Annotated in this window: 20 protein-coding genes; 8 read left to right on the forward strand and 12 right to left on the reverse strand. The window is 58.7% G+C overall.

The genetic code is table 11. The annotated features are described in order from the left end of the window. Positions 1 to 35: 35 nt before the first annotated feature. The 6 genes from purB to ACJJU9_RS08110 all read right to left on the reverse strand — a co-directional run bounded on the left by purB (position 36) and on the right by ACJJU9_RS08110 (position 7,016). Positions 36 to 1,406 carry an adenylosuccinate lyase gene (purB, locus tag ACJJU9_RS08085; RefSeq protein ID WP_048368545.1) on the reverse strand — a complete coding sequence of 457 codons (1,371 nt, stop codon included), beginning with the start codon at positions 1,404 to 1,406 and terminating at the stop codon, positions 36 to 38. Positions 1,407 to 1,534: 128 nt separating this feature from the next. Then, positions 1,535 to 2,158, reverse strand: a complete 624-nt coding sequence (hflD, locus tag ACJJU9_RS08090; protein ID WP_407730415.1) for a high frequency lysogenization protein HflD — start codon at positions 2,156 to 2,158, stop codon at positions 1,535 to 1,537. Next, positions 2,155 to 3,288, reverse strand: coding sequence for a tRNA 2-thiouridine(34) synthase MnmA (gene mnmA / locus ACJJU9_RS08095; protein ID WP_048368543.1), 1,134 nt, complete (start codon positions 3,286 to 3,288; stop codon positions 2,155 to 2,157). The genes hflD and mnmA overlap by 4 nt, the downstream gene beginning before the upstream one ends. Positions 3,289 to 3,347: 59 nt before the next feature. After that, positions 3,348 to 3,794: an NUDIX hydrolase gene (locus tag ACJJU9_RS08100; RefSeq protein ID WP_048368542.1), complete on the reverse strand. Its 447-nt coding sequence runs from the start codon at positions 3,792 to 3,794 to the stop codon at positions 3,348 to 3,350. 255 nt (positions 3,795 to 4,049) lie between these two features. Then, complete coding sequence (locus ACJJU9_RS08105) at positions 4,050 to 6,275, reverse strand: NADP-dependent isocitrate dehydrogenase (RefSeq protein ID WP_048368541.1); 2,226 nt, start codon at positions 6,273 to 6,275, stop codon at positions 4,050 to 4,052. A 462-nt stretch (positions 6,276 to 6,737) separates the two neighbouring features. Continuing rightward, positions 6,738 to 7,016 (reverse strand): cold shock domain-containing protein, encoded by a 279-nt coding sequence (locus ACJJU9_RS08110; RefSeq protein ID WP_407730416.1) that lies wholly within the window; start codon positions 7,014 to 7,016, stop codon positions 6,738 to 6,740. A gap of 225 nt (positions 7,017 to 7,241) precedes the next feature. On the opposite strand from ACJJU9_RS08110, the gene clpS reads away from it, so the two are divergent. Together clpS and clpA are read left to right on the forward strand one after the other, a co-directional pair. Next, a complete protein-coding gene (gene clpS / locus ACJJU9_RS08115) occupies positions 7,242 to 7,604 on the forward strand; it encodes an ATP-dependent Clp protease adapter ClpS (protein WP_048368539.1) in 363 nt (120 codons plus the stop codon). 29 nt (positions 7,605 to 7,633) lie between these two features. After that, positions 7,634 to 9,904 carry an ATP-dependent Clp protease ATP-binding subunit ClpA gene (clpA, locus tag ACJJU9_RS08120; protein ID WP_407730417.1) on the forward strand — a complete coding sequence of 757 codons (2,271 nt, stop codon included), beginning with the start codon at positions 7,634 to 7,636 and terminating at the stop codon, positions 9,902 to 9,904. A gap of 286 nt (positions 9,905 to 10,190) precedes the next feature. Here clpA and infA read toward each other — a convergent pair whose 3' ends face one another. From infA to aat, 3 genes are all read right to left on the reverse strand, one after another. Further along, on the reverse strand, positions 10,191 to 10,409 hold the full coding sequence (gene infA / locus ACJJU9_RS08125) for a translation initiation factor IF-1 (RefSeq protein ID WP_002553999.1): 219 nt from the start codon (positions 10,407 to 10,409) through the stop codon (positions 10,191 to 10,193). Between the two features lie 99 nt (positions 10,410 to 10,508). Then, positions 10,509 to 11,216, reverse strand: coding sequence for an arginyltransferase (locus ACJJU9_RS08130; protein WP_153331498.1), 708 nt, complete (start codon positions 11,214 to 11,216; stop codon positions 10,509 to 10,511). A 58-nt stretch (positions 11,217 to 11,274) separates the two neighbouring features. Next, on the reverse strand, positions 11,275 to 11,952 hold the full coding sequence (gene aat / locus ACJJU9_RS08135; RefSeq protein WP_048387749.1) for a leucyl/phenylalanyl-tRNA--protein transferase: 678 nt from the start codon (positions 11,950 to 11,952) through the stop codon (positions 11,275 to 11,277). A 372-nt stretch (positions 11,953 to 12,324) separates the two neighbouring features. Here aat and ACJJU9_RS08140 point away from each other — a divergent pair, with 372 nt between their 5' ends. From ACJJU9_RS08140 to cysG, 6 genes are read left to right on the forward strand one after another with little or no spacing between them, the layout of a single operon-like run. Continuing rightward, positions 12,325 to 14,769, forward strand: coding sequence for a DNA translocase FtsK (locus tag ACJJU9_RS08140; protein WP_371928870.1), 2,445 nt, complete (start codon positions 12,325 to 12,327; stop codon positions 14,767 to 14,769). Positions 14,770 to 14,821: 52 nt separating this feature from the next. After that, the gene (gene lolA, locus ACJJU9_RS08145) at positions 14,822 to 15,445 is read left to right on the forward strand and encodes an outer membrane lipoprotein chaperone LolA (protein ID WP_407730418.1); all 624 of its coding nucleotides are present in this window, start codon (positions 14,822 to 14,824) and stop codon (positions 15,443 to 15,445) included. A 27-nt stretch (positions 15,446 to 15,472) separates the two neighbouring features. Beyond that, positions 15,473 to 16,798, forward strand: coding sequence for a replication-associated recombination protein A (locus ACJJU9_RS08150; protein ID WP_048387753.1), 1,326 nt, complete (start codon positions 15,473 to 15,475; stop codon positions 16,796 to 16,798). Next, a complete protein-coding gene (crcB, locus tag ACJJU9_RS08155; protein ID WP_048387754.1) occupies positions 16,795 to 17,169 on the forward strand; it encodes a fluoride efflux transporter CrcB in 375 nt (124 codons plus the stop codon). Before ACJJU9_RS08150 ends, crcB begins: the two co-directional genes overlap by 4 nt. Before the next feature lie 16 nt (positions 17,170 to 17,185). Beyond that, complete coding sequence (gene serS, locus ACJJU9_RS08160; protein ID WP_048368531.1) at positions 17,186 to 18,466, forward strand: serine--tRNA ligase; 1,281 nt, start codon at positions 17,186 to 17,188, stop codon at positions 18,464 to 18,466. Next, on the forward strand, positions 18,467 to 19,861 hold the full coding sequence (gene cysG, locus ACJJU9_RS08165; protein ID WP_407730419.1) for a siroheme synthase CysG: 1,395 nt from the start codon (positions 18,467 to 18,469) through the stop codon (positions 19,859 to 19,861). A gap of 163 nt (positions 19,862 to 20,024) precedes the next feature. Here cysG and ACJJU9_RS08170 read toward each other — a convergent pair whose 3' ends face one another. The 3 genes from ACJJU9_RS08170 to ACJJU9_RS08180 form a co-directional block, all read right to left on the reverse strand. Then, positions 20,025 to 21,212: an osmoprotectant NAGGN system M42 family peptidase gene (locus tag ACJJU9_RS08170; RefSeq protein ID WP_048387757.1), complete on the reverse strand. Its 1,188-nt coding sequence runs from the start codon at positions 21,210 to 21,212 to the stop codon at positions 20,025 to 20,027. Positions 21,213 to 21,298: 86 nt separating this feature from the next. Then, a complete protein-coding gene (gene ngg, locus ACJJU9_RS08175; protein ID WP_407730420.1) occupies positions 21,299 to 23,044 on the reverse strand; it encodes an N-acetylglutaminylglutamine synthetase in 1,746 nt (581 codons plus the stop codon). Positions 23,045 to 23,047: 3 nt separating this feature from the next. After that, the gene (locus ACJJU9_RS08180; protein ID WP_407730421.1) at positions 23,048 to 24,820 is read right to left on the reverse strand and encodes an N-acetylglutaminylglutamine amidotransferase; all 1,773 of its coding nucleotides are present in this window, start codon (positions 24,818 to 24,820) and stop codon (positions 23,048 to 23,050) included. Between the last annotated feature and the right edge of the window lie 186 nt (positions 24,821 to 25,006).

Below are 25,006 nucleotides of genomic sequence, written 5' to 3' on the forward strand. Positions count from 1 at the left end.
CGGCACGGCCGGGCGTTAATAGGTCGTTGCAGCGATCAGATACGCTTGGCTTGCTCGACCGCGTTGCCAATGTAGTTGGCAGGCGTCAGCAACTTCAGCTCGGCCTTGGCCGCTTCCGGCATTTCAAGGCCGTCGATGAACGTTTGCAGTGCTTCAGGGCTGATGCCCTTGCCGCGCGTCAGCTCTTTGAGCTTCTCGTACGGGTTTTCAATGTTGTAGCGACGCATCACGGTCTGGATCGGCTCGGCCAATACTTCCCAGCACGCGTCCAGGTCAGCAGCGATTTTTTGAGCGTTCAGCTCAAGCTTGCTGATGCCTTTGAGGCTGGCTTCGTATGCGATCACGCTGTGGGCGAAGCCGACACCGAGGTTGCGCAGTACGGTGGAGTCGGTCAGGTCGCGCTGCCAGCGGGAGATTGGCAGTTTGCTGGCCAGGTGCTGGAACAAGGCGTTGGCGATACCCAGGTTGCCTTCGGAGTTTTCGAAGTCGATCGGGTTGACCTTGTGCGGCATGGTCGACGAACCGATTTCACCCGCGATGGTGCGCTGCTTGAAGTAGCCCAGGGAGATGTAGCCCCAGATATCGCGGTCGAAGTCGATCAGGATGGTGTTGAAGCGCGCAATGGCGTCAAACAGCTCGGCGATGTAGTCGTGCGGTTCGATTTGCGTGGTGTACGGGTTGAAGCCCAGGCCCAGCTCGTCTTCGATGAAGGCGCGGGCGTTGGCTTCCCAGTCGATCTGCGGGTAGGCCGACAGGTGGGCGTTGTAGTTGCCGACAGCGCCGTTGATTTTGCCCAGCAGCGGTACTGCAGCGACTTGAGCGATTTGACGCTCCAGACGGTACACCACGTTGGCCAGCTCTTTGCCCAGAGTGGTAGGCGAAGCCGGTTGGCCGTGGGTGCGCGACAGCATTGGCACGTCAGCAAAACGGATAGCCAGTTCGCGGATGGCTTGAGCGGTCTGGCGCATCAGCGGCAGCATCACGTCATCACGGCCTTCGCGCAGCATCAGGGCGTGGGACAGGTTGTTGATGTCCTCGCTGGTGCAGGCAAAGTGGATGAACTCACTGACGTTGGCCAGTTCAGGCAGCTTGGCGGCCTGTTCCTTGAGCAGGTACTCAATGGCTTTAACGTCGTGGTTGGTGGTGCGCTCGATCTCTTTGACGCGCTCGGCGTGCTCCAGAGAGAAGTTTTCGGCCAGTTCGTTCAGAACGGCGTTGGCTTCGGCGGAGAAGGCCGGAACTTCAGGGATGGCAGCGTGAGCGGCCAGGCGCTGGAGCCAGCGAACTTCAACCAGAACGCGGGCACGGATCAGGCCGTACTCGCTGAAAATTGGGCGCAGGGCCTGGGTTTTGCCGGCGTAGCGGCCGTCAACAGGGGAAACCGCAGTGAGCGAAGAGAGCTGCATGGGGTGTTCTCGGACAGTCGGGCAACGAAATGGGGCGCGTATCATACATGAAAAAAACAGCCGGTCCGCTGCCAACTGACCGGCGTCTTACGCGTAACGAGGTTGCAACGTGTTGGTACTGGCGTGTTTCAGTTGCCACGCAGCATCGGATAAAGCTCTTTGAGCAGCTTGCGGCGGCTGAAAACCAGCTGCCAGCGATGACCGCCCAATTGGCGCCACAGCCGTGCGGAACGTATACCGGCCAGCAATAGCGCGCGAATTTTTGCCGCATTGTTCGGTTGTTGCAGGTTGCGCATGTCGCCGTGTACCTGGATGCGCTGACGCAGGGTGCTCAGGGTGTCCTGATACAGCCCGCCGCAGGCCGCCACCACGTTTTCGTGGGTGGGGCCGAAGTGCTCAACCTGGGACTGGATTTGCGGCAGGCGCTTGCCAATCAGCTCAAGCATGTCATCGCGCTTGGCCAGTTGACGCTCAAGCCCGAGCATCGACAGGGCGTAGCGCAGCGGCTCGCGCTGCAGGGTGTTCGGGTCGCGCTCAAGGGCGCCAATCAGTGCCCGATAGCCTTCGCGCAGGTTGCTGTCGTCACCGCCATAGACCTCAAGGGTGTCCTTGGGGTCGCGTACCAGCAGGCTGCCCAGCATGCAGGCCAGGTCGGCTTCGCTGATCTGGCCGGTCTTGGCGATCTTGTCGACCAGCACCGCGGCAAAAAACACGCCGCCCAGGGCTACCAGTTGCTCCTGAATCGGGTTCATGCGCGGTGGCCCTTGCTGGTCCACGGCTCGGCCACTTCGATCACGCCGCCGCCCAGGCACACTTCACCGTCGTAAAACACCACGGACTGGCCGGGGGTGACCGCGCGTTGCGGGTCGTCGAAGGTGGCGCGATAGCCGGTAGCGGTTTTTTCAAGGGTGCACGGCTGGTCGCTCTGGCGATAGCGGACCTTGGCGGTCAGGCGCAGCGGGCTGCTCAGGTCGATCGGGTTGACCCAATAGATCTCGGAGGCAAGCAGGGCGCGGGAGAACAGCCACGGGTGGTCATTGCCTTGGCCAACGATCAGCTCGTTGTGCTCCAGGTCTTTGATCAGCACGTACCACGGCTCGTCACTGGCGTCTTTGAGGCCGCCGATGCCCAGGCCCTGGCGTTGGCCGATGGTGTGGTACATCAGGCCGTGGTGGCGGCCGATCACTTCACCTTCGGTGGTTTTGATTTCACCCGGCTGCGCGGGCAGGTACTGCTTGAGGAAGTCACTGAAGCGGCGCTCGCCAATAAAGCAGATACCGGTGGAGTCTTTCTTTTTGGCGGTGGCCAGGCCGTGTTTCTCGGCAATGCGGCGCACTTCCGGTTTTTCCAGTTCGCCTACCGGGAACAAGGTCTTGGCAATCTGCTCACCACCGACGGCGTGCAGGAAGTAGCTCTGGTCCTTGTTCGGGTCGAGGCCCTTGAGCAGCTCTGTGCGGCCGTCAATGTCGCGACGGCGCACGTAGTGGCCGGTAGCGATCAGATCTGCGCCGAGCATCAGGGCGTAGTCGAGGAACGCCTTGAACTTGATTTCGCGGTTGCACAGGATGTCCGGGTTGGGCGTGCGCCCGGCCTTGTATTCGGCCAGGAAGTGCTCAAACACGTTGTCCCAGTATTCGGCGGCAAAGTTGGCAGTGTGCAGCTTGATGCCAATTTTGTCGCACACGGCCTGGGCGTCTGCCAGGTCATCCATGGCGGTGCAGTAATCCGTTCCGTCGTCTTCCTCCCAGTTCTTCATGAACAGGCCTTCCACCTGATAGCCCTGCTCCATGAGCAGAACGGCGGAAACGGAAGAGTCTACACCGCCGGACATGCCGACGATGACGCGCTGTTGTTCGGGGGCGACTAAGGCTGGATCACGCATAGGGTTTCAATGAGTGCCTTGAAAAAGGACGCGATTCTATCAGGCCCGAGCGCTCAAGGCTAAACCGAAGGGCGGATTAACGTGAGGTCGAACAATTGGCCGCTCAGATAATCGTCGATGCACTGCAAGCTCAGCTCGCTGCGCCAGCGCTGGCGTTGCGCTATCAGCTCGTCGCGGGTCAGCCATTGCGGGCCGATGATGCCGGTGTCCAGGGTGTATTCGGGGTGATGTTTGACAGCTTTGCCGGCAAAGCATACGCGCTGATACGTCACGCCGTTGCTCGGGGCGGTGTACAGGTAGATGCCGATGACCCCGGTCAGCTCGACGTCGTAACCGGTTTCTTCGAGGGTTTCGCGTATCGCCGCTTCAATCAGGGTTTCGTTCGGGTCCAGGTGTCCGGCGGGCTGATTGAGCACGGCGCGCTCGCCGCTGTACTCCTCGACCATCAAAAAACGGCCATTGTCTTCAACGACCGTGGCGACAGTGATGTGGGGTTTCCATTCCATTAAGGGGGTTCTCGGTTTTTTGGGAGAGTTTTCTGGATGCTACAGAAAGTTTGCGCCAAGCCCAAAACTGTAGTCGCTGCCGAAGGCTGCGATCGGTTGCGAAGCGACCGTAAACTACAGCAATACTGCGTGGTGTGGCTTTACGCCGGCTTCGCCGTCGATCGCAGCCTTCGGCAGCGACTACAGGGTTGCGAGCACCCTGAAAGCACAAACCCCGGCGTCGTGGGCCGGGGTCTGTGCTGTTGCCTGTTGCTCTTACACCAGAGAAGCGATGATCTCGTTCAGCGTGGCGCTAGGGCGCATTACGGTGCTCACCTTGTCGGCGTCGGCGTGGTAGTAACCACCGATGTCAACAGGCTTGCCCTGCACGGCGTTGAGTTCGGCAACGATTTTTGCCTCATTCTCGGTCATGGCTTTTGCCACTGGGGCAAACAGGGCTTGCAGCTCTTTGTCTTCAGTCTGGGCCGCCAAGGCTTGAGCCCAGTACAGCGCCAGGTAGAAGTGGCTGCCGCGGTTGTCGATGTTGCCGACTTTGCGCGATGGCGATTTGTTGTTGTCGAGGAACTGGCCAGTGGCCTGGTCCAGGGTTTTGGCCAACACCAACGCTTTTGCGTTGTTGTAGGTGGTGCCCAGGTGCTCCAGGGAAGCAGCCAGTGCCAGGAACTCACCCAGCGAGTCCCAACGCAGGAAGTTTTCTTCCAGCAGTTGTTGCACGTGCTTGGGTGCCGAACCGCCTGCGCCAGTTTCGAACAGGCCGCCGCCATTCATCAGCGGGACGATCGAGAGCATTTTGGCGCTGGTGCCCAGTTCCATGATCGGGAACAGGTCAGTCAGGTAGTCGCGCAGTACGTTGCCGGTTACCGAGATGGTGTCCAGGCCGGCACGGGTGCGCTCCAGGGTGAACTTCATGGCGTCTACAGGCGACATGATGCGAATGTCCAGACCGCTGGTGTCGTGATCTTTCAGGTAGGTTTCAACCTTTTTGATCATTTCTGCGTCGTGGGCACGCTTAGGGTCCAGCCAGAATACAGCCGGGGTGTTGCTGGCGCGGGAGCGGTTAACGGCCAGTTTGACCCAGTCGCGGATCGGCGCGTCTTTGGCCTGGCACATGCGCCAGATGTCGCCTTCCTCAACCTTTTGTTCCATCAGCACGTTGCCGTTGCTGTCGGTTACCCGAACAACGCCAGGGGTTTTGATCTGGAAGGTTTTGTCGTGCGAGCCGTACTCTTCGGCTTTTTGCGCCATCAGGCCAACGTTTGGCACGCTGCCCATGGTGGTTGGATCGAAAGCACCGTGCTTTTTGCAGTCTTCGATCGTGGCCTGGTAGATAGTTGCGTAGCAACGATCCGGGATGATGGCCTTGGTGTCTTGCAGTTGGCCTTCGGTGTTCCACATTTTGCCGGAATCACGAATCATCGCTGGCATCGAGGCGTCAACAATCACGTCGCTTGGTACGTGCAGGTTGGTGATGCCTTTGTCAGAGTTGACCATCGCCAGAGCAGGGCGGTTGGCGTAGACAGCCTGGATGTCAGCTTCGATTTCAGCTTGCTTCTCGGCTGGCAGTGCCTTGATACGGGCGTACAGGTCGCCAATACCGTTGTTCAGGTTGAAACCGATTTCTTTCAGGACGTCGGCGTGTTTGGCCAGCGCGTCCTTGTAGAACTCAGCCACGATCTGACCAAACATGATCGGGTCGGAAACCTTCATCATGGTGGCTTTCAAGTGAACCGAGAACAGCACGCCTTGTTTCTTGGCGTCTTCGATTTCGGCCGCTACGAACTTGCGCAGGGCATTTTTGCTCATGACGGAGCAATCGATGATCTCGCCGGCTTGTACGGCGGTTTTTTCCTTCAGGACGGTAGTGGTGCCGTCTTGAGCGATCAGTTCGATTTTAACGCTATCCGGGGCTTCGATCAGGGCCGCTTTTTCGCTGCCGTAGAAGTCGCCTTCGCTCATGTGAGCCACGTGGGACTTGGAGTCTGCAGCCCAGGCGCCCATTTTGTGCGGGTGCTTGCGAGCGTAGTTTTTAACCGACAGTGGTGCGCGGCGGTCCGAGTTGCCTTCGCGCAGTACCGGGTTTACGGCGCTGCCCATGACCTTGCTGTAACGCGCTTTGATATCTTTCTCGGCGTCAGTCGTCGCGGTGTCCGGGTAGTCAGGGATGTTGAAGCCCTGTGCTTGCAGTTCCTTGATGGCAGCTTGCAGCTGAGGAACCGAGGCGCTGATGTTAGGCAGCTTGATGATGTTGGCTTCAGGGGTAACAGCCAGGGCGCCCAGTTCGGCGAGGTGGTCTGCTACGGCCTTGTCACCCAATTGCTCGGGGAAGCTGGCGAGGATGCGGCCTGCCAAAGAGATGTCGCGCGTCTCAACGTCAATATCAGCGCTGGCGGTGAAAGCCTCGATGATAGGCAGCAGTGAATAGGTGGCGAGCGCCGGAGCTTCGTCGGTGAAGGTGTAGATGATCTTCGAACGGTTGGGCATTTCGGATTAACTCTCTTCTTTGCTGAGCGTGCTCAGATACTCGAGATGCGCAGGGTAGGCGCTTTCGTACACAGTGAACAATGAGCCGAAAGTCGAGGTTCTTCGCTGTGATGTGAATGCATCAGTAGAGCGTCAAGCGGTCGAGCCGGGGTAACGGCTCAGCCTTTCTAGGCCTGAAAGACTCATTCCAGTAGGTGTTGCTGAGTGACTCCGTGGTCACCGGCGCAGTATACATAGGTCACTAAGGTTGCTGCGAGGGGGGTGGCCTAACACAAATCATCAATTGGTCTAAGAACCTGCGGCAAAATGCCCTTGGTTTTGGCTTGATGCCCCCGTGTTTACAGGGTTTTTCTGGGGTTTTGAAGGTGGGATGTGCACGTGCATGGCGGCAAGTGCAATAAAAAAACGGCCGATTCGTGTGTGAGAATCGGCCGTTCTTCATGACGAGCTGTGCTCGCGGGCTCAGACCGACAGGCGGGTGGCCCCTGATGCAGTCACGGGTTGCGGCGTCAGCACCTTGGCGTCGGTGATTGCCACAGCGTGCAGGCCTTTGGGCCCTTGAATGATTTCAAAGCTGACAGGCTGGCCTGCTTTCAGCGTTTTGTAGCCGTCCATCTGAATGGCGGAAAAATGGGCGAAGAAGTCGATTGAATGTCCATGCTCGTCGATGCCTTCCTTGGCTTCCGTATTGATAAAGCCGAAGCCTTTGGCGTTGTTAAACCACTTGACCTTGCCTTGCATACTCATCTCCCTCTGCTGCAAACAACTCCATCACTGGAGTATCATCCAGTTCACTCGCGCAGAAACCACGAAATATGGTTGACTGCACGGACCTTTATTACCCACTGTGGGTTCTATTGGTTGTAACACCGTTTTACCGATAGTCAAGGTCACGCGGCGGCGCAGTTGAAATTTGCTACGCCTGCCTCCATCACTGTAATCGATCAAAGACGAACCTTTCTTTCCATGCATGCAATCAGCCAGATTCGACTAACATCCAATCATGATCAGCCCGATTATGATGACGAAGATTCCGCTGGCTTGGCTGTGCAAGAGGCTAAGCCTGCGCTTCAGGCGCCGCCGATGTACAAGGTGGTTTTGTTCAACGATGACTACACACCCATGGATTTCGTTGTCGAAGTGCTTGAGGTGTTTTTTAACTTGAATCGCGAATTGGCGACCAAGGTCATGCTGGCCGTTCATACAGAAGGACGGGCAGTGTGCGGCATCTTTACCCGCGACATCGCCGAGACCAAGGCGGCGCAGGTAAACCAGTACGCACGCGAAAGCCAGCATCCGCTACTCTGTGAAATCGAGAAGGACGGTTAACGCCGACCACTTGGGTATGAGGTGAAGCCATGTTAAATCGCGAGCTCGAAGTCACCCTCAATCTGGCCTTCAAGGAAGCACGCTCAAAGCGTCATGAGTTCATGACGGTCGAGCACCTCCTTCTAGCGCTTCTGGATAATGAGGCGGCCGCAACCGTTCTACGCGCCTGTGGCGCAAACCTCGACAAACTCAAGCATGACCTGCAAGAGTTTATTGATTCCACCACCCCCCTGATCCCTGTCCACGACGAAGACCGTGAAACTCAGCCAACCCTGGGTTTTCAACGCGTCTTGCAGCGCGCTGTGTTCCACGTACAAAGCTCCGGCAAGCGTGAAGTTACCGGCGCTAATGTGCTGGTGGCGATTTTCAGTGAGCAAGAAAGCCAGGCGGTGTTCTTTCTCAAGCAGCAGAGCGTTGCCCGCATCGATGTGGTCAACTTCATCGCCCACGGGATTTCCAAAGTGCCGGGCCATGGCGATCACGCTGAAAACGAGAACGAAATGCAGGATGAAGAGGGCGGTGAGTCGTCGTCTTCAAGCAATCCTTTGGATGCTTACGCCAGCAACCTGAACGAGCTGGCCCGCCAGGGCCGGATTGACCCGCTGGTGGGGCGTGAAAACGAAGTTGAGCGCGTTGCGCAGATTCTGGCGCGTCGCCGTAAAAACAACCCGCTGCTGGTGGGCGAGGCAGGCGTGGGTAAAACCGCGATTGCAGAAGGCCTGGCCAAGCGCATCGTTGATAACCAGGTGCCGGACCTGCTGGCCAACAGCATCGTCTATTCGCTGGATCTGGGTGCATTGCTGGCCGGTACCAAGTACCGCGGCGATTTCGAGAAGCGCTTCAAGGCGTTGCTCGGCGAGCTGAAAAAGCGTCCGCAAGCCATTTTGTTCATCGACGAGATCCACACCATTATTGGTGCAGGCGCGGCGTCCGGTGGCGTAATGGATGCTTCCAACCTGCTCAAGCCCCTGCTGTCCTCGGGTGAGATCCGTTGCATTGGTTCGACCACGTTCCAGGAATTTCGCGGGATCTTTGAAAAAGACCGTGCCCTGGCGCGACGCTTCCAGAAAGTCGACGTGTCCGAACCTTCGGTTGAAGACACCATCGGTATTCTGCGTGGCCTCAAAGGGCGTTTCGAGCAGCATCACGGTATTGAATACACTGATGAGGCCCTGCGTGCGGCGTCCGAGCTGGCGTCACGCTACATCAATGACCGGCACATGCCGGACAAAGCCATTGACGTGATCGACGAGGCGGGGGCGTATCAGCGCCTGCAGCCGGTTGAAAAGCGCGCCCAGCGCATCGATGTGCAACAGGTCGAAGACATCGTGGCGAAAATCGCCCGTATTCCGCCTAAGAGCGTCTCCAGCTCCGATAAAGAGCTGCTGCGTAACCTTGAGCGCGACCTCAAGCTGACGGTGTTTGGTCAGGATGCGGCGATTGATTCCTTGTCGACGGCCATCAAGCTGTCGCGTGCCGGGCTCAAGTCGTCAGACAAGCCTGTCGGTTCGTTCCTGTTCGCAGGCCCGACCGGTGTGGGTAAAACCGAAGCTGCGCGCCAGTTGTCCAAGGCGCTGGGCGTCGAGCTGATTCGCTTTGACATGTCCGAGTACATGGAGCGCCACACCGTATCGCGTCTGATCGGTGCGCCTCCAGGTTATGTCGGGTTTGATCAGGGCGGCCTGCTCACCGAAGCCATCACCAAGCAACCGCACTGCGTGCTGCTGCTGGATGAAATCGAGAAGGCGCACCCTGAGGTCTTCAACCTGCTGCTGCAGGTCATGGACCACGGCACGCTGACCGACAACAACGGGCGCAAGGCTGACTTCCGTAACGTGATCATCATCATGACCACGAACGCGGGTGCAGAGACGGCTTCGCGGGCATCGATCGGCTTTACCTTGCAAGATCACGCCACCGATGCAATGGAAGTGATCAAGAAGAGCTTCACCCCTGAGTTCCGTAACCGCCTGGACACCATCATTCAATTTGGTCGCCTCAGCCATGAAGTGATCAAGCACGTGGTGGACAAGTTCCTCACCGAGTTGCAAGTGCAGCTGGAAGACAAGCACGTGCAGTTGGTGGTGACCGATGCCGCGCGCGGCTGGCTGGCGGCTGGCGGCTACGACGTGACCATGGGCGCCCGCCCGATGGCGCGTCTGATTCAGGACAAAATCAAGCGTCCACTGGCTGAAGAGATTCTCTTTGGTGAGCTGGCTGATCACGGCGGTGTGGTTAACATCGACCTCAAAGACGGCGAGCTGATCTTCGAGTTTGAAACAGACGTTGAAATGGCTTGATGTGACCGTGAAATAAAAAAAGCGCCGAAAGGCGCTTTTTTTATAGGTAAACCCTGTAGGAGCTGCCGCCTCGTCTTCGACGCCGCGCTGTCGCGTAGCAAGCAGGCCGGCGAGTATCTTCAGCATCCCCCAATCGGTTCCCTCTCCTGCGGGAGAGGGCTAGGGTGAGGGGGGCTTAGATCAAGAGATCGCGAGGCAAGCTCGCTCCTACAGTCAGGGCTGGCGTTCGTCATATCGCAGGCAAACAAAAACGCCCGGCAGAGCCGGGCGTCTTGTATTGACTTGATTAACGAGCGCGGTAAGTGATGCGCCCTTTGCTCAAGTCATAGGGCGTCAGTTCGACGCGCACTTTGTCACCGGTAAGAATACGAATGTAGTTCTTGCGCATCTTGCCGGAAATATGCGCGGTTACGACGTGCCCATTTTCCAACTCCACACGAAACATGGTGTTGGGCAGGGTGTCGACGACAGTGCCTTCCATTTCGAAGCTGTCTTCTTTCGACATGCAGTAAAGCCCTCGGTGTCCAGTGAATGGCCCGGTGCAACTGCGCCAGGCAAAAGCGGCGTGCATTGTGCCCGAAAAGTAGGGTTTAAGCCAAGGGGTTCAGTAAAGAGTGCTCCATCTCTGATTAATCAGCAGCTCAATGGGCCGATATTCAGTCTTGTAATTCATCTTTTTGCAGTTCTTGATCCAGTACCCGAGGTACAGCGCATTCAGCCCCAGGCGGCGGGTTTCGGCAATTTGCCAGAGAATCCCGTAACGGCCCAGGCTGCGGCGCTCTTCGTCAGGCTCGTAGAACGTATACACCGCTGACAAACCATTGGGCAGCACGTCAGTGACCGCCACGGCCAGTAACCGTCCGTCGAGACGGAACTCGTAAAACGTCGAGAACGGCAAGTCGCGCACCAAAAACGTCGAAAATTGCTCACGGCTTGGCGGGTACATGTCGCCGTCTGCGTGCCGTAGTTCGATGTAGCGCTTGTAGAGGGCGAAGTACTCATCGCTAAAACTGGGCTTGGCGGCCTTGACCTGAAGGTCGGCATTGCGTTTGAAAATACGCTTTTGCTGGCGATTGGGGATAAACGTCTGTACCGGGATGCGGGCAGGTGTACACGCATCGCAATTCACGCAATGGGGTCGATAAAGGTGGTCGCCACTGCGACGAAAGCCCATTTCGGACAAGTCGGCATAGACCTGCACATCCATCGGCTGGCTGGGATCGAGGAACAGCGTGGTAGCCTGTTCATCGGGCAGGTAGCTGCAAACGTGAGGTTGAGTGGCATAAAACTTCAAGCGCGCCAGCTCGGTCATGATGGGCCCTCAGGGAAATCTTTGAATTAAGTGTAAGCCAGCCAGCAGAACTCGCCTATCAAACCCACTCTGCGTTTGTAGGTAGATCGAGATGTTTGTGTAGGTAATCGGCGAATTGTTGTCGTGGGATTGATCGGGCGCCCAGGCTTTCGAGGTGATTGGTCGGCATCTGGCAGTCAATCAGCACAAAGCCCCAGGCCTTCAAATGACTGACCAGCGTCGCAAACCCCACTTTTGAGGCGTTGTCTGCGCGGCTGAACATGGACTCGCCAAAAAACAATTGGCCCATCGCCAGGCCGTACAAGCCGCCAACCAGTTCGCCGTTGTCCCAGACTTCTACCGAGTGCGCGTGGCCGCGTGCGTGAAGCTCGATGTAGGCATCTTGCATTTTTTCGGTAATCCACGTGCCGTCGGCATAGCTTCGTGGTTCGGCGCAGGCTCGAATAACCCCTTCGAAGTCGCGGTCGAACGTCACGTGGTAACGTTGCTGGCGCAATAGTTTTGCCAGGCTGCGCGAGACATGCAGCTCTTGCGGGAATAACACCGTGCGCGGGTCTGGCGACCACCAGAGTATCGGCTGGCCTTCGGAAAACCACGGGAAGCAGCCATGGCGATAGGCCTGGATCAGCCGGTCAGGGGACAGATCGCCGCCGGCGGCGAGCAAGCCATTGGGTTCGCGCATGGCCGTTGTCAGTGGCGGGAATGTCAGGGTGTCGCGTTTTAACCAGGTCAGCATGGCAATCGGTCTTACAGAAGAGGGGAGGGGGCTGCAACTCTGTCGCGTTGCCGCGGTCTGAGTCGAGCGGATCCGTGGCTGTCGCGACAGCGCTATAAGTCTTTGTCACACAAGGCAATGCATGCTCAAATTGGCGGCTCTCGGGCAGGCACATGATGATCGCGCCCGGCGCTGGCGTCAGCGTGGCATCCACGGCTTAAACCCGTACAATGGCCCGCCTGTTTGAGCTGTTCTAAACTGCACAACATTCGCCTCACTCCCTGGCGGGCTGGTCTTGGGGTGACGAGTCATATTACAAGGCTGTGTGCAAGGCTAGTCCAGTTTCATGTCTGAACTTGTCACCTGCTCGAATTGAGCAGTATTTTGCAGTCAATCAATTGTTGGGCGCGCCACAGGCGCAGGAAAAGACGCGTTTTGAAGAAATCCACAGCAGCACCTAAAACAGTTCCACTCTGGCGTCAGCAATTGCACTACCGGCTCAAGGAAGGTGCACTGCTCGCTATTGGCGCTCTATGCCTGTTCATGATGATGGCCTTGCTGACCTACGGTAAGGACGACCCCGGCTGGAGCCACAACAGCCGCGTAGTGGATGTGCAGAACTTTGGCGGGCCTGCGGGCGCCTACAGTGCGGACATCCTGTTCATGGTGCTCGGCTATTTTGCCTACATCTTCCCGCTGCTGCTGGCGATCAAGGCGTATCAGATTTTCCGCGAGCGGCATCAGCCGTGGCAGTGGAGCGGCCTGCTGTTTTCGTGGCGGCTGGTCGGCCTGATCTTTCTTGTGCTTTCAGGTGCCGCGCTGGCGCACATTCACTTTCATTCTGCCAGCGGCTTGCCCGCCGGTGCTGGTGGTGCTCTGGGCGAAAGCCTGGGGGATCTGGCGAAGAACGCGCTGAACATTCAAGGCAGTACCTTGCTGCTGATCGCCTTGTTCCTGTTCGGTTTGACTGTTTTTACCGATTTGTCGTGGTTCAAGGTCATGGACGTGACCGGCAAAATCACCCTTGATCTGTTCGAGTTGATCCAGGGCGCCGCGAATCGCTGGTGGTCTGACCGTAACGAGCGCAAGCAACTCGTTGCGCAACTGCGTGAAGTCGACACACGGGTTAACGAAGTGGTCGCCCCAAGCGTTCCCGACAAGCGTGAGCAGGCCAAGGCCAAAGAGCGCCTGATTGAACGTGAACAGGCGCTGACCAAGCACATGACCGAGCGTGAAAAACACGTGCCGGCCGTGATTACCCCGGCACCGGCCAAAGCGCCGGAGCCGAGCAAGCGTGTGCAAAAAGAGAAACAAGTGCCGCTGTTTGTCGACAGCGCGGTTGAAGGCACCTTGCCTCCGATCTCGATTCTGGACCCGGCCGAGAAGAAACAGCTCAACTACTCCCCTGAATCCCTCGCGGCTGTTGGCCATTTGCTTGAGATCAAGCTCAAGGAATTCGGGGTCGAGGTGGCGGTGGACTCGATTCATCCGGGTCCGGTCATTACCCGTTATGAAATTCAGCCAGCGGCCGGGGTCAAGGTCAGCCGTATCGCCAACCTGGCCAAAGACCTGGCACGTTCGCTGGCCGTGACCAGCGTGCGGGTGGTTGAGGTTATTCCGGGTAAAACCACGGTGGGCATCGAGATCCCCAACGAGGATCGCCAGATCGTGCGCTTCTCCGAAGTGCTGTCGACCCCTGAGTTCGATGACGCCAAATCGCCAGTTACCTTGGCCTTGGGTCATGACATTGGCGGCAAGGCGGTGATTACCGACCTGGCAAAAATGCCGCACTTGCTGGTGGCCGGTACCACCGGTTCCGGTAAGTCGGTGGGCGTGAACGCGATGATCCTGTCGATCCTGTTCAAGTCCGGGCCGGAAGACGCCAAACTGATCATGATCGACCCGAAAATGCTTGAGCTGTCGATCTACGAAGGCATTCCGCACTTGCTCTGCCCGGTTGTGACCGACATGAAAGACGCGGCCAACGCCCTGCGCTGGAGCGTTGCCGAGATGGAGCGCCGCTACAAGCTGATGGCCAAGATGGGCGTACGTAACCTGGCCGGTTTCAACCAGAAGATCAAAGATGCCGAAGCGGCGGGTGAGCCAATCAGCGATCCGCTGTACAAGCGCGAAAGCATCCATGACGAAGCGCCGCTGCTGACCAAACTGCCGACCATCGTGGTGGTGGTCGACGAATTTGCCGACATGATGATGATCGTCGGCAAAAAGGTCGAAGAACTGATTGCCCGTATTGCCCAGAAAGCGCGGGCAGCCGGGATTCACTTGATCCTCGCGACCCAGCGCCCATCGGTAGACGTGATCACCGGTCTGATCAAGGCCAACATCCCGACCCGTATGGCGTTCCAGGTATCGAGCAAGATTGACTCGCGTACCATCATCGACCAGGGCGGCGCCGAACAACTGCTGGGCCACGGTGACATGCTCTACATGCCGCCAGGCACCAGCTTGCCGATTCGGGTGCACGGTGCGTTCGTGTCTGACGAAGAAGTGCACCGTGTGGTTGAAGCCTGGAAACAGCGTGGTACGCCGGACTACAACGATGACATTCTGGCGGGCGTCGAAGAGCCGGGCAGCGGCTTTGATGGCGGTAGCAGTGAAGGCGGCGATGACGCTGAAACCGACGCGCTGTACGACGAGGCTGTGCAGTTCGTGCTCGAAAGTCGTCGCGCTTCGATCTCTGCGGTTCAACGCAAACTGAAGATTGGCTACAACCGCGCGGCACGCATGATCGAGTCCATGGAAATGGCCGGGGTTGTGACCGCAATGAACACCAACGGCTCGCGCGAAGTGATAGCGCCGGCTCCAATGCGCGACTGATCTGCTCGCAGGTAAGCTGCAAGCAGGGTTTAACTAATCAATGAGGATTTCCATGCGTTTTGTCAGCATGTTGTTGCTACCGGTTTTGGCGTTGACTGCCTTTTCCGCCAGTGCCGCTCCGGCGGATGTACAGAGCCTGACCAACCTTCTGGAACGGTCGAAAACGTTGACGGCCAATTTTTCTCAGTTGACCCTCGATGGCAGCGGCACCCAGTTGCAAGACACCAAAGGGCAAATGGCCTTGCAGCGTCCGGGGTTGTTCTACTGGCACACCGATGCGCCTAACGAGCAGACAATGGTTTCCGATGGCCAGAAAGTTACTTTGTGGGACCCGGACCTGGAGCAGGTCACCATCAAGAAGCTTGATCAGCGCCTGACCCAGACCCCGGCCTTGCTGCTCTCGGGTGATGTCTCAAAAATCAGCGAAAGCTTTGAAATCACCTCCAGGCAGTCGGGTGAGGTGATCGACTTCACGCTCAAGCCAAAAACCAAAGACACCCTGTTTGACTCGCTGAACCTGTCGTTTCGCAGTGGCCTGATCAATAACATGCGTCTGGTTGATAGCGTGGGTCAGCGCACTGATCTGCTGTTCACCGGGGTCAAGGCCAACGAGCCGATCCCGGCTTCAAAATTCAAGTTCGATATCCCGAAAGGGGCTGATGTCATCCAGGAATAAGCCCTGGACGAGGTTTCAAACGCTGCTATGGATCTGTTTCGAAGTGCACCGATTGCCCAGCCCTTGGCCGCCCGTCTACGGGCGACCAATCTGGATGAGTATGTCGGTCAACAACACCTGCTCGCCCGGGGCAAGCCCCTGCGTGAAGCGCTGGAGCAGGGCGCGCTGCACTCGATGATCTTCTGGGGGCCGCCCGGTGTGGGTAAAACCACACTGGCGCGGCTGCTGGCTGAAGTCTCGGATGCTCATTTTGAAACGGTCTCGGCCGTCCTGGCCGGGGTCAAAGAGATCCGCCAGGCGGTGGAAATCGCCAAGCAGCAAGCCGGCCAGTACGGGCGGCGGACCATTCTGTTTGTCGACGAAGTGCACCGCTTCAACAAGTCGCAGCAAGATGCGTTCTTGCCCTACGTTGAAGACGGCACCCTGATTTTTATCGGTGCGACCACCGAAAACCCCTCCTTTGAGCTCAACAACGCGCTGTTGTCGCGGGCAAGGGTCTACGTGCTCAAAAGCCTCGACGAGGCGGCGTTGCGCAAGTTGGTAAACCGGGCGTTGACCGAAGACAAAGGCCTGGGCAAGCGCGGTCTGACCTTGGGCGATGAGGGTTTCCAGACGTTGCTCAGGGCCGCTGATGGCGATGGTCGACGTTTGCTAAATCTGCTGGAAAACGCCTCTGACCTGGCCGAAGACCACAGTGAAATCGGCGTCGACCTGTTGCATGACTTGCTGGGCGATACCCAGCGTCGCTTCGACAAAGGCGGTGAGGCGTTTTACGACCAGATCTCGGCCTTGCACAAATCGGTGCGCGGCTCCAACCCGGACGGTGCGCTGTACTGGTTTGCGCGCATGATCGACGGCGGTTGCGACCCGCTGTACATCGCCCGCCGGGTGGTGCGCATGGCCAGCGAAGACATCGGCAACGCTGACCCGCGAGCCTTGAGCCTGTGCCTGTCAGCCTGGGACGTGCAAGAGCGTCTCGGCAGCCCCGAAGGCGAGCTGGCCGTGGCCCAGGCCATCACTTACCTGGCCTGTGCGCCGAAAAGCAACGCGGTGTACATGGGCTTCAAGGCCGCGCTGCGCAGCGCCGCCGAATACGGTTCGCTCGAAGTCCCGCTGCATTTGCGCAATGCGCCGACCAAGCTCATGAAGCAATTGGGTTATGGCGACGAATACCGTTACGCCCACGATGAGCCAGATGCGTATGCTGCCGGTGAAGACTACTTCCCGGACGAGCTGGAGCCGTTACCGTTGTATCAGCCCGTCCCGCGCGGGCTCGAATTGAAGATTGGCGAGAAGCTTAAACACCTGGCTGCACTGGATCGGGCCAGCCCTCTACAGCGGAGAAAACCTTGATTCCTTTGATCGCTGCGGTAACGGTGGGCGGTATTGCAGGTACATTGTTGCGTTTCGCCACGGGCAATTGGGTGAACGCCAATTGGCCAAAGCACTTCTATACCGCGACATTGGCCGTTAATATCGTGGGCTGCCTGCTGATTGGCGTCCTTTACGGACTTTTTTTAATCCGCCCGGAAGTACCGATCGAAGTCCGCGCTGGATTAATGGTCGGTTTCCTGGGTGGTTTGACCACTTTTTCATCCTTTTCACTGGATACGGTGCGCCTGCTCGAAAGCGGGCAAGTGCCTTTAGCACTGGGCTATGCAGCCATCAGCGTATTCGGCGGGCTGCTTGCAACCTGGGCTGGCCTGTCCCTGACCAAACTTTGATAAACGAGAAACCGACATGCTCGATTCCAAACTGTTACGTACGAACCTGCAGGACGTAGCGGATCGCCTGGCATCCCGTGGCTTTAAGCTGGACGTGGCGCGCATCGACGCGCTGGAAGCCAAGCGTAAAGAAGTTCAAACCCTGACCGAGCGTCTGCAGGCTGAGCGCAATGCCATCTCCAAGAGCATTGGCCAGGCCAAGGCGCGCGGCGAAGACATCGCGCCACTGATGGCCAGTGTTGAAACCATGGGCAGCGATCTGGCCAACGGCAAGGTTGAGCTGGATGCCATCCAGACCGAACTGGACTCGATTCTGTTGAGCCTGCCGAACCTGCCGGATGAATCGGTGCCGGTGGGTGCGGACGAAGACGACAACGTCGAAGTTCGCCGCTGGGGCACGCCAAAAGCCTTTGATTTCGAAATCAAGGACCACGTCGCCCTGGGCGAGCAACACGGCTGGCTGGATTTTGAAACCGCGGCCAAATTGTCCGGTGCCCGTTTTGCTTTGCTGCGTGGGCCGATCGCTCGCCTGCACCGCGCCCTGGCGCAGTTCATGATCAACCTGCACATCAACGAGCACGGCTACGAAGAGGCTTACACGCCGTACCTGGTTCAAGCGCCTGCATTGCAGGGCACTGGCCAGTTGCCCAAGTTCGAAGAAGACCTGTTCAAGATCAGCCGCGAAGGCGAAGCCGATCTGTACTTGATCCCGACCGCTGAAGTGTCGCTGACCAACATCGTTGCGGGCGAAATCGTCGATCACAAATCGCTGCCGATCAAGTTTGTGGCGCACACGCCATGCTTTCGCAGTGAGGCCGGTGCTTCGGGTCGCGACACGCGCGGCATGATCCGTCAGCACCAGTTCGACAAAGTTGAGATGGTTCAGATCGTCGAGCCTTCGACCTCGATGGATGCACTGGAAGGCCTGGTCGGTAACGCCGAAAAGGTTCTGCAACTGCTCGAGCTGCCATACCGCACCTTGGCGCTGTGCACCGGCGACATGGGCTTCAGCGCAAGCAAAACCTACGATCTGGAAGTGTGGATCCCGAGCCAGGACAAGTACCGCGAGATCTCGTCGTGCTCCAACTGCGGCGATTTCCAGGCCCGTCGTATGCAGGCGCGTTTCCGTAACACCGAAACCGGCAAGCCTGAGCTGGTTCACACCCTCAACGGTTCCGGTCTGGCGGTCGGTCGTACACTGGTTGCCGTGCTGGAAAACTACCAGCAGGCCGACGGTTCGATCCGTGTGCCAGAAGTGCTCAAGCCTTACATGGGCGGTATTGAGGTCATCGGCTAAATGGAGTTTCTGCCGCTGTTTCATAACCTGCGTGGCCGCCGTGTGCTGGTGGTCGGCGGTGGCGAGATTGCCTTGCGCAAATCTCGCCTGCTGGCCGATGCCGGTGCGGTGTTGCGGGTCGTTGCGCCCGCGATAGAGCCACAGTTGTGCGAGTTGGTAAACAGTAGCGGCGGTGAGCAGGTGTTGCGCGGTTATGTCGAGGCCGACCTTGACGGGTGCGGGCTGGTCATCGCCGCCACCGACGATGAGCCGCTCAACGCTCAAGTGTCCGCTGATGCCCATCGACGTTGCGTGCCGGTCAACGTGGTCGACGCGCCTGCGCTGTGCAGCGTGATTTTCCCTGCCATCGTTGATCGCTCGCCGTTGATCGTTGCCATCTCCAGTGGCGGCGATGCGCCGGTGCTGGCGCGATTGATTCGGGCCAAGATTGAAACCTGGATCCCCTCGACATATGGGCAACTGGCGGGTCTGGCTGCGCGTTTTCGCAGTCAGGTTAAAACCCTGTTCCCGGATGTTCAGCAACGTCGTGGTTTCTGGGAAGACGTGTTTCAGGGGCCGATTGCCGACCGTCAACTGGCCGGGCAGGGCGCTGAGGCAAAACGTCTGCTTGAGGCCAAGATCAATGGCGAAGCGACGCTGACCACGGGTGAGGTTTACCTCGTGGGTGCCGGGCCGGGTGACCCGGATCTGCTGACCTTCCGCGCCCTGCGCCTCATGCAACAGGCGGACGTGGTGCTCTACGACCGTCTGGTGGCGCCGGCGATTCTGGAACTCTGCCGTCGCGATGCCGAGCGTATCTACGTAGGCAAACGACGTGCTGATCACGCGGTGCCGCAAGACCAGATCAACCAGCAACTGGTGGACTTGGCCAAGCAAGGCAAGCGCGTGGTGCGGCTCAAAGGCGGTGATCCGTTCATCTTTGGCCGTGGTGGCGAAGAAATCGAAGAGCTGGCAGCCCACGGGATTCCCTTCCAGGTGGTACCGGGCATTACCGCCGCCAGCGGTTGCGCGGCCTATGCCGGTATTCCGTTGACCCATCGTGACCACGCGCAATCCGTGCGTTTCGTGACAGGCCACCTAAAGGACGGCACCAGCAACTTGCCATGGAACGATCTTGTCGCTCCGGCGCAAACCTTGGTGTTCTACATGGGCCTGATTGGCTTGCCAATTATCTGCGAGCAACTGATTGCCCATGGTCGCTCGGCGGACACTCCGGCTGCATTGATCCAGCAAGGCACCACGTCTAACCAGCGAGTGTTTACCGGCACGTTGAAAGACCTGCCGACCCTGGTTGCAAAGCACGAAGTGCATGCCCCGACCCTGGTGATCGTCGGTGAAGTGGTGTTGCTGCGTGAGAAGCTGGCGTGGTTCGAAGGCGCCCAGTCGCAGGTTTAAAAGCTCCCTCACCCCAACCCTCTCCCAGGGGAGAGGGAGCTCTACCGAGGTGTTCTCAGCTTCAGTGCTTGGTTTGCAGGCCGCCGAACATCTACAACATCCCCCAATCAGTTCCTTCTCCCTTTGGGAGAGGGCTAGGGTGAGGGTTTTTTGATCTTGGGTTTCAGCTCCTGTTTTCTCCCACCAGGCTGTCGACCGACGGCACGCGGGTATCGCTTTCCATCTGGGCATCGTGCTCCAACTGGTGACTAAAGCGGTCCAGTGAGCCTTGCGCCGGTTGAGCGTCGCTGGCAAAGACCGGCGGGCTCAGCAGGTAAGCACTCAATAAGCGGCTCAACCCCGCCAGGCTATCAATGTGCGTGCGCTCATAGCCGTGGGTCGCGTCGCAACCAAATGCCAGCAAGGCACAGCGAATGTCGTGCCCCGCCGTGACGGCTGAATGCGCATCACTGAAGTAGTAACGGAACATATCGCGGCGTACCGGTATGTCGTTGTGGGTCGCCAAACCCAACAGGTGCCGTGACAAATGGTAGTCATACGGGCCCCCCGAATCCTGCATGGCCACGCTGACTGCATGTTCACTGGAATGCTGGCCCTCGGCGACGGGCGCAATATCAATGCCGACAAACTCACTCACGTCCCACGGCAAGGCTGCTGCCGCACCACTGCCGGTTTCTTCGGTGATGGTGAACAGCGGGTGGCAGTCGATCAGTGGTTGTTCACCACTCTCGACGATGGCTTTGAGTGCGGCCAGCAAGGCCGCAACACCGGCTTTGTCGTCCAGGTGCCGGGCGCTGATATGGCCACTTTCGGTGAACTCGGGCAGCGGGTCAAAGGCGACAAAATCCCCAATATTTACCCCCAGTGAATCGCAGTCGGCACGCGTCACGCAGTAGGCGTCCAGGCGCAACTCAATGTGGTCCCAGCTCACCGGCAATTCATCCACCGCGGTATTAAACGCATGACCGGACGCCATTAACGGCAACACGCTGCCGCGAATCACGCCGTTGTCGGTGAACAGGCTGACCCGGCTGCCTTCGGCAAAGCGGCTGGACCAGCAGCCAACCGGGGCCAGCACCAGGCGGCCGTTGTCTTTGATGGCCCGAACGCTGGCGCCAATGGTGTCCAGGTGAGCTGACACGGCGCGGTCCGGGCCGCTCTGCTGCCCTTTAATCGTGGCGCGCAAAGTGCCGCGTCGGGTCAATTCAAAGGGGATGCCCAATTCTTCAAGCCGCTCAGCGACGTAACGCACGATGGTGTCGGTAAACCCGGTCGGGCTGGGGATGGCAAGCATTTCCAGGAGAACCCGTTGCAGGTACTCAAGGTCCGGTTCTGGCAGGGCATGACTCATAAAAGCTCCTTTTGCGGGAGAGGCGGGACATAGGGGGTGATGACGTTTCAATGCAGGCGCTAAGAAACGTCAACAGACCCCACCGTTCAGGGTGCGGGCTGGCTGTGCGGAAACAGCAAGTCGATAAAGCGTTCGGCGGTGGGCTGCGGTTCATGGTTGGCCAGTCCGGCGCGCTCGTTCGCTTCGATAAACACGTACTCGGGCTGGTCGGCGCCGGGCACCATCATGTCGAGCCCGACCACCGGAATATCCAGTGCCCGGGCGGCCCGCACGGCCGCATCGGCGAGCACCGGGTGAAGGATGGCCGTGACGTCTTCCAGGCAGCCACCGGTATGCAAGTTGGCCGTGCGGCGCACCGCCAGCAACTGGCCAGCAGGCAGGATGCTGTCGTAGTCGTAACCTGCCGCTTGCACGGCACGCAGAGTTTCGGCGTCCAGCGGGATGCGGCTTTCGCCTTGGGTGGCGGCCTGGCGGCGACGGCTTTGCGCTTCGATCAGTTGGCGGACGTTGTGCTGGCCATCGCCGATAACCTGCGCCGGACGCCGAATGGCGGCCGCGACCACTTCATAACCAATCACTACGATGCGCAGGTCATGGCCTTCATGGAAGCTTTCGAGCAACACCCGGCTGTCAAAGGCCTGCGCCGCCTTGATCGCATCCTGTACGTGCTCAATGGTTTGCAGATCAACCGCCACCCCATTGCCTTGCTCGCCATCCAGAGGTTTGACCACCACCCGCAGGTGTTCTTCGAGAAACGCGAGGTTGTCATCGGCATTGCCTGCGCGTTGTTGCGTGGGCACGTTCAAGCCTGCGGCACTCAGCACTTTGTGGGTCAGGCTCTTGTCCTGACACAGGCTCATGCTGATGGAACTGGTCAGATCGGTCAGCGATTCGCGACAGCGAATGCGCCGTCCACCATGGCTGAGGGTGAACAGCCCGGAATTGGCGTCATCAATGTGCACATCGATGCCGCGTTTGTAGGCTTCCTCAACCAGAATCTGCGCATACGGGTTAAGCCCTGCCTCCGGGCCTGGGCCAAGAAACAGCGGTTGGTTGATACCGTTTTTACGTTTGATGGCAAAGGTCGAAAGGGTGCGAAAGCCCAATTTGCGGTAGAGGTTCTTCGCTTGCAGGTTGTTGTGCAGCACCGACAGGTCGAGATAACTCAGGCCGCGGCTCATAAAGTGTTCGACCAAGTGCCGCACCAGCACTTCGCCAACACCGGGGCGCGAGCACTGTGGGTCAACCGCCAGGCACCACAGGCTGCTGCCGTTTTCCGGGTCATGGAATGCCGTGTGGTGGTTCAGGCCCATGACGCTGCCAATCACCGCGCCGCTGTCCTCGTCTTCCGCTAGCCAGTACACCGGGCCACCGTTGTGGCGTGCGGTCAGCAAGTCCGGGTCGACCGGCAGCATGTTACGCGCCTGATACAAGGCATTGACCGCGCTCCAGTCCGCTTCGCTGCGCACTCGACGAATGCGGAAACCGCGAAACACCCGAGTTGCGGGACGGTAATCGGTGAACCACAGTCGCAAGGTGTCCGAGGGGTCGAGAAAAAGTTGTTGCGGTGACTGCGCCAAAACCTGTTGCGGCGCGGCCACATACAGGGCGATATCGCGTTCCCCGGCTTGTTCGTTCAGCAGTTCATTGGCCAGACGGGCAGGGTCGGGGAAGGTGTGCCCGATCAGCAAGCGACCCCAGCCGCAATGCACGGCGACCGGTTGCGCGTCCAGTGCACTGCCATCTTCGGCAAAGCGTGCCTGGAGTCGCTCGTAGGAGGGCGTTTGCCCTCGCAGTAAACGTTGGCTATAGGCGGTGGCAAGGGGTTTCATTGATCAAATTCCTTGTTCGCTCAGCCACAGATTCAGGGCTGCCAATTGCCACAGTTTGGAACCGTTCAGTGGCGTCAGTTGGCTTTGCGGATGGCTCAGCAAGCTATCCAGCATGGCCGGCTGAAACAGCCCGCGATCCTGGCTTGGGTCCAGCAATAGATCGCGTACCCAATTGCGCGTGTTGCCTTCCAGATGCTTAAGGCCGGGTACCGGGAAGTAGCCTTTTTTGCGGTCGATGACTTCGCTGGGGATTACCAGGCGCGCGGCTTCCTTGAGCACATGCTTGCCGCCGTTGGGCAGCTTGAAACGCGCCGGGATGCGCGCCGACAGTTCCGCCAGGCGGTAATCCAGAAACGGTGTGCGGGCCTCAAGGCCCCAGGCCATGGTCATGTTATCGACGCGTTTCACCGGGTCATCCACCAGCATGACTGTGCTGTCCAGACGCAGCGCCTTGTCGACGCCCGCATCCGCGCCGGGCTGGGCAAAGTGCTCGCGCACAAAGTCACCGGCAGCATCGTTGGCGGTCAGCCATTGTGGCTGCACCGTGGCCTGGTACTCGGCATAGCTGCGATCAAAAAAGGCCTCGCGGTAGGCCGCGTAAGGATCGCTGGCGCCGTCAACTTGCGGGTACCAGTGGTAACCGGCAAACAGTTCATCAGCGCCCTGGCCGCTTTGCACCACCTTGCAATGTTTGGCGACTTCGCGCGACAGCAGGTAAAAGGCGATGCAATCGTGACTGACCATCGGCTCGCTCATGGCCCGGAAGGCCGCCGGCAATTGCTCGATGATTTCGTTTTCGCCAATGCGTAACTGGTGATGACGGGTGCCGTAATGCTTGGCAATCAGATCCGAATACTCGAATTCATTCCCGCGCTCGCCGCCTGCGTCTGCAAAGCCAATGGAAAAGGTCGACAGGTCTTGTACGCCGACTTCCCGCAGCAAACCGACCAGCAGGCTGGAGTCGACACCGCCTGACAGCAGCACACCGACATCTACCGCAGCGCGCTGGCGAATGGCGACGGCTTCACGGGTGCTGTCCAGCACGCGTTCGCGCCAGTCTTCAAACGTCAGATTGGTCTCATCTGCATGTGGGCCGTAGGGCAGTGTCCACCAGGTTTTCTGCTCGGTGGTGCCGTCGGCGTCAATGCGCAGCCACGTGGCAGGCGGCAGTTTTTCAATACCGGCAATCAGCGTTCGCGGGGCCGGGACCACGGCGTGGAAGTTGAGGTAGTGGTTCAGCGCGACCGGGTCGAGCATCGGGTTGATATCGCCGCCTTTGAGCAGGGCGGGCAGGGTGGAGGCAAAGCGCAGGCGCTCACCGGTGCGTGACAGGTACAGCGGCTTCACGCCCAAGCGGTCGCGGGCAATGAACAAGCGTTTTGCATCTCGCTCCCATATGGCAAATGCGAACATGCCATTGAGCTTGGGCAGCAAGGCTTCGCCCCACGCGTGGTAGCCCTTGAGCAGGACCTCGGTGTCACCGCCGGAGTAAAAGGCGTAGCCGAGTGCTTCCAGTTCGGCGCGCAGTTCCGGGAAGTTGTAGATCGCCCCGTTGAACGCCAGCGACAGGCCCAACTGGTTGTCGATCATGGGTTGCGCTGAACCGTCCGACAAATCCATGATTTTCAGACGGCGATGGCCGAGGGCTATCGGCCCTTGGCTATGAAAACCCCAGGCATCGGGGCCACGTGGAGCAAGGTGGTGGGTGATGCGTTCGATGGCCGCCAGGTCGGCAGGTTGATGATCAAAACGTAACTCGCCAGCTAATCCGCACATGGTGTGTAAATCCTTGGTATTTCGGCATGTGTGTCACTACCGCTTCAGTCGCCATCCCTAGGGGATGCGGGCAGCGCGGGCACGGTCTAGAGAAGGCATAGCGGGTTGCCATGTCTTCAGCCCAAACGACGCACAGGCGGTAAAAATGCCGGGCGCCGCGATGAATGACCGTGTTTTATCGAGTGA

The organism is Pseudomonas helleri (assembly GCF_045830615.1).
GTDB classification, from domain to species: domain Bacteria; phylum Pseudomonadota; class Gammaproteobacteria; order Pseudomonadales; family Pseudomonadaceae; genus Aquipseudomonas; species Aquipseudomonas helleri.